The organism is Gordonia sp. (in: high G+C Gram-positive bacteria) (assembly GCF_020438995.1).
Taxonomy (GTDB): domain Bacteria; phylum Actinomycetota; class Actinomycetes; order Mycobacteriales; family Mycobacteriaceae; genus Gordonia.
In genome coordinates this window covers 1-8,400 of sequence record NZ_JAGQTN010000037.1, presented here as the reverse complement: position 1 = coordinate 8,400, position 8,400 = coordinate 1, and the positions used below count along the sequence as shown (strand labels likewise).

The 8,400-nt window shown below is 66.0% G+C and carries 7 protein-coding genes and 1 pseudogene; 5 read left to right on the top strand and 3 right to left on the bottom strand.

Going from position 1 to position 8,400, the window contains the following annotated elements:
* A pseudogene (locus tag KDB67_RS02750) lies at positions 1-179 on the top strand (L-lactate dehydrogenase); the annotation flags it as partial.
* 59 nt (positions 180-238) lie between these two features.
* Here the strand turns inward: KDB67_RS02750 and KDB67_RS02745 are convergent.
* Together KDB67_RS02745 and KDB67_RS02740 are read right to left on the bottom strand one after the other, a co-directional pair.
* Positions 239-1,576, bottom strand: coding sequence for an NtaA/DmoA family FMN-dependent monooxygenase (locus KDB67_RS02745; protein ID WP_291012123.1), 1,338 nt, complete (start codon positions 1,574-1,576; stop codon positions 239-241).
* The gene (locus KDB67_RS02740) at positions 1,573-2,730 is read right to left on the bottom strand and encodes an LLM class flavin-dependent oxidoreductase (RefSeq protein WP_291012121.1); all 1,158 of its coding nucleotides are present in this window, start codon (positions 2,728-2,730) and stop codon (positions 1,573-1,575) included. The genes KDB67_RS02745 and KDB67_RS02740 overlap by 4 nt, the downstream gene beginning before the upstream one ends.
* Positions 2,731-2,905: 175 nt before the next feature.
* Between KDB67_RS02740 and KDB67_RS02735 the strand changes: the two genes are divergently transcribed.
* Both KDB67_RS02735 and KDB67_RS02730 read left to right on the top strand, forming a co-directional pair.
* The gene (locus KDB67_RS02735) at positions 2,906-3,037 is read left to right on the top strand and encodes a hypothetical protein (protein ID WP_291012118.1); all 132 of its coding nucleotides are present in this window, start codon (positions 2,906-2,908) and stop codon (positions 3,035-3,037) included.
* Positions 3,038-3,147: 110 nt separating this feature from the next.
* Positions 3,148-3,834 (top strand): TetR/AcrR family transcriptional regulator, encoded by a 687-nt coding sequence (locus tag KDB67_RS02730; RefSeq protein WP_291012116.1) that lies wholly within the window; start codon positions 3,148-3,150, stop codon positions 3,832-3,834.
* A 3-nt stretch (positions 3,835-3,837) separates the two neighbouring features.
* Here the strand turns inward: KDB67_RS02730 and KDB67_RS02725 are convergent, their stop codons facing one another.
* Complete coding sequence (locus tag KDB67_RS02725) at positions 3,838-4,353, bottom strand: N-acetyltransferase family protein (RefSeq protein ID WP_291012114.1); 516 nt, start codon at positions 4,351-4,353, stop codon at positions 3,838-3,840.
* Positions 4,354-4,409: 56 nt separating this feature from the next.
* On the opposite strand from KDB67_RS02725, the gene mfd reads away from it, so the two are divergent.
* Together mfd and KDB67_RS02715 are read left to right on the top strand one after the other, a co-directional pair.
* Positions 4,410-7,976 carry a transcription-repair coupling factor gene (gene mfd, locus KDB67_RS02720; protein WP_291012112.1) on the top strand — a complete coding sequence of 1,189 codons (3,567 nt, stop codon included), beginning with the start codon at positions 4,410-4,412 and terminating at the stop codon, positions 7,974-7,976.
* Positions 7,973-8,400, top strand: a 428-nt coding sequence (locus KDB67_RS02715) for a MazG nucleotide pyrophosphohydrolase domain-containing protein (protein ID WP_291012109.1), incomplete at its 3' end; no start/stop codon positions are given. The genes mfd and KDB67_RS02715, both read left to right, overlap by 4 nt.

The window sequence follows — 8,400 nt, the reverse complement described above, 5'->3', positions numbered from 1 at the left end:
TGTCCACGGTCGCCGAAGGGTTCGCCGGCCTCGATGACGTGTGCCTGTCGTTGCCGGCGGTGGTCGGCCGCTCCGGTTGTGGTCGGCGCCTCGACGTCAAACTGTCCGACGACGAGCGCGCCGGCCTGCTCGCCTCCGCGCAGACGTTGCGCGAGATGCAGGCCGGATTCGGCCTGTAGCGCTTGCTCCGCGGTAGGTCGGGACCGGTTCTCGGTCGTGCCGCACCCCACCTTGCTGCTTATGCGGAGGCGGTCAGGCCGAGGTTGTCCCGCAGGGTGGTGCCCTCGTAATCGGTGCGGTAGACGCCGCGTTCCTGCAGCAGAGGAATCACTTCGTCGACGAAGCGGTCGAGTCCGCCGGGGGTGATGTGTGGTACCAGGATGAAGCCGTCGGCGGCCTCGTCCTGGACGTTTTTGTTGATGGCGGCGGCGATGGTCGACGCCGAGCCGACGAATGATTGGCGGCCGGTGACCTTGATGATGAGTTCGCGGGTGGTGAGGTTGCCGGCTTCGGCGATCCGGCGCCATTCGTTCGCGATGTCGCGGGGGTCGCGGTGATGGCGGGTGCTGGCCCGGCCTTTGGCGATGGTGTTGTCGCCGGGGACGGGGTCGACGGTCGGCAGCGGGCCGTCGGGGTCATGGGAGGACAGGTCGCGGTTCCACAGTTGTTCGAGGAAGTTGATCGCTGTCGCGGGACTGACCTGGGCGAGGCGGACGTCGTGAGCGATGTCGGCGGCTTCGGTGTCGGTGGCGCCGATCACGAACGACGCCGCGGGCAGCACCAGCAGGTCGTCGTTCGCCCGCCCGTATGCGGGGAGTCTGCGTTTGACGTCGGCGTAGAAAGCCCGTCCGTCGTCGTATTTTGCGTGCCGGGAGAAGATGGCGTCGGCTGTGGCCGCGGCGAACTCACGGCCCTCCTCGGAATCGCCGGCCTGGAAGATCACCGGGCGGCCCTGCGGTGAGCGGGGCACTGCGAACCGGCCGGTGATGTCGAATTGTGAGCTGTGATAGTCGAATACGCCGGCGTCGTCGCGTTCGAGGAACTGTCCCGACGAGGCGTCGGCGACAACGTCGCCGTCGGCCCACGAATCCCACAGGGTGGTGGCGGCGTCGAGGAACTCCTTGGCCCGGGTGTAGCGCTGATCGGCCGTCAGGTAGCCGCCGCGCCGGAAGTTCTCGCCGGTGAACTCGTCCCAGGAGGTCACCACATTCCATGCGGCCCGGCCACCCGACAGATGGTCGAGAGTGGCGAATTGCTTTGCCACCTCGACGGGTTCGTTGAACGTGGAGTTGATGGTGCCGGTCAGGCCGAGATAGTCGGTGACCGCGGCGAGCGCCGACAGCACGGTGAAGGTGTCGGGCCGGCCGACCACGTCGAGTTCGTAGATGAGTCCGTTCTGCTCGCGGATCCGCAGCCCCTCGGCGAGGAAGAAGAAGTCGAATCTGCCGCGCTCGGCCGTCTGCGCCAGGTGCACAAAGGAATTGAACTCGATATGACTGCCCGCGGCCGGATCGCCCCACACCGTGGTGTTGTTGACGCCGGGAAAGTGGGCGGCGAGGTGAACCTGCTTACTCATGACACGGAAACCTTTCCGGCGAATAGATTGTCGGGCCGACGCAGGCCGAGTCGGCGTCGCAACGTGTGCTCGTTGTAGGACTTACGGAACACGCCACGGTCCTGGAGGATCGGCACCACCGACCGGGTGATGGCCCTCAGATCGTCGGGAAGCGTGGCCGGACGCAACCGGACACCGCCGATTCCACTCTGCGACGCCCAGTACTCGATCCGGTCGGCGATCGTTGTCGCTGAGCCGACAATGACGTCCGCGTCGCTGGAATAGGGTTGTGCGGAAAGGCTATTCAGGTCTTCTTCCCGGCGGTGCGCGTCGGAGTCGGTGTCGCCGATGGTCACCGCGATGTCGACGAAGAGGCGCGCTGGGGCGTCGGTGCGACCGTCGCCGATGGTGGCCACGATTGCGGCGGCGGACGTCGCATCGGCCGGTGTGATGAACCCGATATCGGCTGAGCCGGCAATGAATCCGTACTCGGCATCGGTGTGTCCGAGCGCGGCGGTCGGCGGTCTGCCCTGCGGCGGTCGTGGTGTGATCGACGGCCCGCGCACGGAGAAATACTCGCCGGTGAAATCGGCGTAATGCAGTCTGTCGCGGTCGATGAAACGTCCGGTGGCCGTATCCCGGATCTCGGCGCCGTCCTCCCACGAATCCCACAGCAGCCGCAGCACTCTGGCGTATTCGGCGGCTTCGTCGAAGAGTCCGCGATCATGCGGATCGGGGAATGTGCGGCGGCCGAACAGCGCCGCTTCCCGGGCATCACCGGAAACCTTGAGCCGCACACCCGCCCGGCCTCCACCGACAAAGTCGAGTGTGGCGACGGCCTTGGACAGATGAAACGGTTCGGTGTGCGTGACCACCGCGGTGGGGATCAACCCGATGTGGTGGGTCAGCGGTGCCACCCGGGACGCTACGAGAACCGAATCAAGTTGGCCGGCAACCAGGTCCGTGCGATCTTCGGCGATCCCGGTGCCCAGCGGGGTGAATCCGTCCTCGAACGTGACGAAGTCCAGTAGGCCGGCCTCGGCCTCGATGACCAGATCCGCCCAGTACCGCGCCGTCAGCAGGTCGTGGGGCCGGGCATCGGCCGCCCGCCAGGCACCCGGATGCCATCCCGTTCCGGTCAGCGCCACTCCCAGGTGCAGATTCGTGCCGGTCACCGCTTCTCCCCACTGTCGTTGTCGTGCCGCTGTCGTCGTCGCTTCTGTGGCGGCAACACCGCCGGTTCGTGGCCCGTTCCGCAGTGGCCGGATGCGATCTCACTGACTCAAACCCTGGCGCCGGCGCGCGATTTGCGGCGCACTGAACTTGCGGACAATCAGGACAGGAGGCGACATGGTTTCCGATGCACCGATGAGGGCACTCGTCGTGGCGTGGTGGCACGGGCTCGGCGACGTCATCGAGGCACGATCACGGCAACTCGCCGCCGCGGCCTGTACGCATCCGGAAGCCCCGCCACCCCACTGACCGGAAGTCTGGCATACCGATCAGTGGGGTGGTCGGGGTCGCGTCCAGCCGAGCCCGACATGGACGCGGATGAGCGCTGGTCCGCGGCTCGCCGCGATAGTGTGGGGCGCATGGCTGTGAGTCGACCGACCAAGTCCGATGCCGCTGTGCGGGCTCCGCGTACGCGGATGACGGCTCCGCAGCGTCGCGCCCAGCTGATCGAGGTAGCGCGGGGGTTGTTCGCCGAGCGCGGCTTCGAGGGCACCTCCATCGAGGAGATCGCGCAGCGCGCCAGCGTGTCCAAACCCATCGTCTACGAGCATTTCGGTGGCAAGGAGGGTCTCTACGCGGTGGTGGTGGACCGCGAAATGGAAACTCTGCTCGAGATGGTCACCGCGTCGCTCTCACGCAACAGCTCGTTGCACCGCATTCAGTCGGTGGCATTGGCGTTGCTTACCTATATGGAGGAACGCACCGACGGGTTCCGCATCCTGATGCGTGGTGAGAGCACCAGTACCGGCGGGTTCTCCAGTCTGCTCAACGATGCGATCAGCCAGGTCGAGCACATCCTGGCCGGCGAGTTCGATCGGCGTGGCTTCGATCCCGCACTCGCTCCGATGTACGCGCAGGCGCTGGTGGGGATGGTGTCGGTGACTGCGCAGTGGTGGCTCGACGTGCGTGAACCGTCGAAGGAGGTGGTGGCCGCGCACCTGGTCAACCTGTGCTGGAACGGTTTGGCCCGCCTCAACCCCAACCCGCGCCTGATCTCCACCGATGCGTCGGGCAAACGTTCGTCCGACACGGTCGCCGACGACTGATCGCTACTGGGCGCCGACGCTGTATTGCAGGTAGACGGTGTCGACCCACTGGCCGGCCTTGTAGCCGGTGGCACGCAGCCGTCCGGCGTGGGTGAAGCCGTGTTTGAGATGCAGCGCGATCGAGGCCTCGCCGCCCGTCGCGGCGATGACGGCGATGATCTGCCGGACGTCGGTGTGTTCGGCGTCGGCAAGCATCCTGCTCATCAGGGCCGAGCCGATGCCTTTGCCGCCGAGTCCGGGTCGCAGGTAGATCGTGTCCTCGCTGGTCTGACCGTAGGCGGGCATATTGCGGAAGGCACCGAGGTAGGCGAATCCGGCGACCTCGTCCCGTTCGTCGCTGTCGACGGCGACGAGGAACGGGCGGCCCGCGGTGGTGATCGCGGTGAATTTCTGTTCCCACACGTCCAGGGCCGGTGCGGTGGTGTCGAAGGTGGCGACGGTGTGCTCGACGTAGTGCCGGTAGATGTCGGCGATCTGTGGGCAGTCAGCGATCCCGGCGGGCCGGACGACGATACTCATGCCCAAAGTTGTAGTCGCTCGGGCTCGGTACCGCACGGGACACTAGACTCAACCGGGTGTCTACGCCTGCCCTACATGGATTAGCCGCCGTCACATGTAACGACAAGGCGTTCGCCGGGCTCGTGGATCGGCGCACCGAGCCGGAATTGAACATCACCGCACCGGATGCGGCGCGGCCGTTCGTCGTCTCCGCCCTTGCCGAACGGGATTCCTCGCCGCTGCTGGTGGTGTCGGCCAACGGTCGTGAGGCCGACGATCTGACCGCCGAACTGGCCGAACTGCTCGGCGATCCGAATGCTGTGGTGCAGTTCCCGTCATGGGAGACGCTGCCGCACGAGCGACTGTCCCCGAGCGCGGACACCGTCGGCCGCCGGCTGGCGGTCCTGCACCGGCTCGCCCACCCCGAGGGTGATCCGCTGCGGGTGGTGGTGACGACGGTCCGCTCGCTGGTGCAGCCGATGGCGCCAGGCCTGGGGGAGGCTCGCTCCATCACCCTGACCGAGGGCATCGAGATCGACTTCGACGGATTGCTCGCCCAACTCGTCGAGATGGCCTACGAACGCGTCGACATGGTGGGCCGTCGCGGCGAATTCGCTGTCCGCGGAGGCATTCTCGACGTGTTCCCGACCACGGCCGATTATCCGGTGCGGGTCGAGTTCTGGGGCGACGAGATCAGCGAGATCCGCGCCTTCTCTGTCGCCGACCAGCGCAGTCAGCCCGAGATCGACACCTCCGCCGTACGGATCCATCCGTGCCGAGAGTTGGTGCTCAGCACCGAAGTCCGGGTGCGGGCGGCCGAACTCGCCGGTGAGTCGGGCGACGACCAGCAACTCGGGGAGATGCTCACCAAACTGTCCGAAGGCATCCCGGTGGCCGGCATGGAGGCGCTGATCCCGGCGCTTGTCGACGGGGAGATGCAACTGCTCACCCAGGTCGTGCCCGACGGGACCCGCGTACTGATCCTCGACCCGGAGAAGGTCCGCACGCGGGCAGCGGGTCTGGCCGAGACGGGCGCCGAGTTCCTGGAAGCCTCCTGGCAGGCGGCGGCGATCGGCGCCGACGCCCCGATCGACACCCGCGGCACCGCGATCGATCTGGAGGCCAGCGCCTATCGTTCGCTGGAGGCGGTGCGCCGGGCCACCCTGCGTGCCGACAAGCCGTGGTGGACGATCAGCCCGCTGTCGTCGGGCTCCGGTGACGAGGTGGAACTGGAGCTGACCGCCGGTCCCGCACCGCATGGTGAGGAACCGGAGATCAAGAAGACCTTCGCGATGCTGCGCGCACATGTCACCGACGGTGGCACTGCGGCAATCGTGGTGGCGGGCAAGGGAACCGCGCAACGCGTGTGTGAACGCCTCGCCGACGCCGAGGTACCGTCTGGCCTGGCCGAATCCGGTGCGACACCGGAACCGGGCCAGGTGTCGGTATTCCACGGCACTCTCCGCGGCGGACTGGTGTGCCCGGGGGCGCGGCTGGTGATCGTCACCGAAACCGACCTCACCGGAACGCGCGTCGCCGGCGTACGCGACGGCCGTAAGCTTCCGGCCAAGCGCCGCAACCAGGTTGATCCGCTGGCCCTGACCGCCGGTGATCTGGTGGTGCACGACCAGCACGGCATCGGCAAGTTCGTGGAGATGATCGAACGCACGGTGTCGGGGGCGCGCCGCGAATACCTGGTCATCGAATACGCGGCCGGTAAACGCGGTCAGCCCGGCGATCGGCTGTTCGTGCCGATGGACGCCCTCGATCAATTGTCCCGGTACGTGGGCGGCGAGCAGCCGTCGCTGTCCAAGCTCGGCGGTTCCGATTGGCAGAACACCAAACGTAAAGCGCGCAAGGCCGTTCGGGAGATCGCCGGTGAGCTGGTGCAGTTGTACGCGGCCCGCCACGCCGCACCCGGTTTCGCGTTCAGCCCCGATACTCCGTGGCAGCGGGAAATGGAGGACGCGTTCGACTTCACCGAAACCGTCGACCAGATGACGGTGATCGCCGAGGTCAAATCCGATATGGAACGGCCTGTTCCGATGGACCGGGTGGTCGTCGGCGACGTAGGTTACGGCAAGACCGAGATCGCGGTGCGGGCGGCGTTCAAGGCGGTGCAGGACGGTAAGCAGGTGGCCGTGCTGGTGCCCACAACCATTCTGGCGCAACAGCATCTGCAAACGTTCAGTGAGCGGATGACCGGTTTCCCGGTGCGTGTCAAAGGGCTTTCCCGGTTCACCGACGCCAAGGAATCCAAACAGATCATCGACGAAATGGCTTCGGGTGAGGTCGATATCGTCGTCGGCACCCATCGCCTGCTGCAGACCGGACTCGTGTGGAAGGACCTCGGGCTGGTGATCGTCGACGAGGAACAACGGTTCGGCGTCGAACACAAGGAACACATCAAATCGTTGCGCACCCACGTGGATGTGCTCACGATGTCGGCCACCCCGATCCCGCGCACCTTGGAGATGTCGATGGCCGGTATCCGGGAGATGTCGACGATCCTGACTCCGCCGGAGGAACGGCATCCGGTGCTCACCTATGTCGGTGCGTACGCTGCCAAACAGGTGACCGCGGCGATTCGCCGTGAACTGCTGCGCGACGGTCAGGTGTTCTACGTACATAATCGGGTCTCCACCATCGACAAGACCGCCAAAGAGATCGCGGCAATGATTCCTGAGGCCAAAGTGGTTGTGGCGCATGGTCAGATGAACGAGGACCAGCTGGAGAAGACGGTCGCCGGATTCTGGAACCGCGACTTCGATGTGCTCGTGTGTACGACGATTATCGAGACCGGTCTCGATATCTCCAACGCCAACACGCTGATCGTCGACCGGGCCGAGAACCTGGGCCTGTCGCAGCTGCATCAGTTGCGCGGACGCGTTGGCCGTAGCCGGGAACGCGGCTATGCGTATCTGCTGTACAGTCCCGAAAAGCCGCTCACCGAAACGGCTTATGACCGGTTGGCGACGATCGCGCAGAACAACGAACTCGGTGCCGGTATGGCCGTCGCGCTCAAGGACCTCGAGTTGCGTGGCGCCGGAAACGTTCTCGGTGCCGAACAGTCCGGGCACGTGGCGGGTGTCGGTTTCGATCTGTACGTGCGGCTCGTCGGTGAGGCGGTGGAAGCGTACCGGGCGGCCGCCGACGGGCAGACCGTACAGACCGAGGAGACGGTCGAGGTGCGGATCGATCTGCCGGTCGACGCACACATCCCCGTCGAGTACGTCGATTCGGACCGCCTGCGGTTGGAGGCCTACCGCAAACTGGCCGCGGCGACCGATGACGACGCCGTGACCGGGATTCTCGCCGAACTCACCGACCGCTACGGCGAACCGCCCGAGGAGACACAGCGTCTGGCGGCGATAGCCCGACTGCGACTGCGGTGCCGCGAACGGGGAGTCGCCGAACTCGGGGTGGTGGGCACGTCGGTCAAGATCTCCCCGCTCACCCTCCTCGACAGCGAACAGGTCCGGCTCAAACGGATCTACTCCTCGGCCACGTACCGGGCGACGACGTCGGTGATCACGCTGCCCTTGCCGCGGACCGGGGGCGTGGGATCGGCGCGGTTGCGCGACGACGCGCTCATCGAGTACCTCACCAAGTTCCTCATCACGATGCGACCGCTCGCGGCATGACCGAGAAGCGTTCCGGCGAAGCGCTGTTGGAGGCCGTCGCACTGATGGATACGTTGCGGCGCAACGGCCCGTGGGAGAGCACCCAGACGCATGCGTCGTTGCGACGCTACCTGATCGAGGAAACCTACGAGCTGCTCGACGCCATCGACGCCGACAACCCGGCCGATCTCCTCGAAGAACTCGGAGACCTGCTGCTACAGGTGCTCTTTCACGCCCGCATCGCCGCCGACCGTAGCAGCGCCTCCTTCGACATCAACGACGTCGCCCGCTCCTTCACCGCCAAGGTATCGGGCCGCACCAAGGGCATCCTCGACGGTGCACACGCCGACCTCGACACCCAGATCCGCGAATGGGAAGAACTCAAAGCTGCTGAGAAGAAACGTGATTCGGTATTCGACGGCATCGCCTTGAGCCAGCCCGCCCT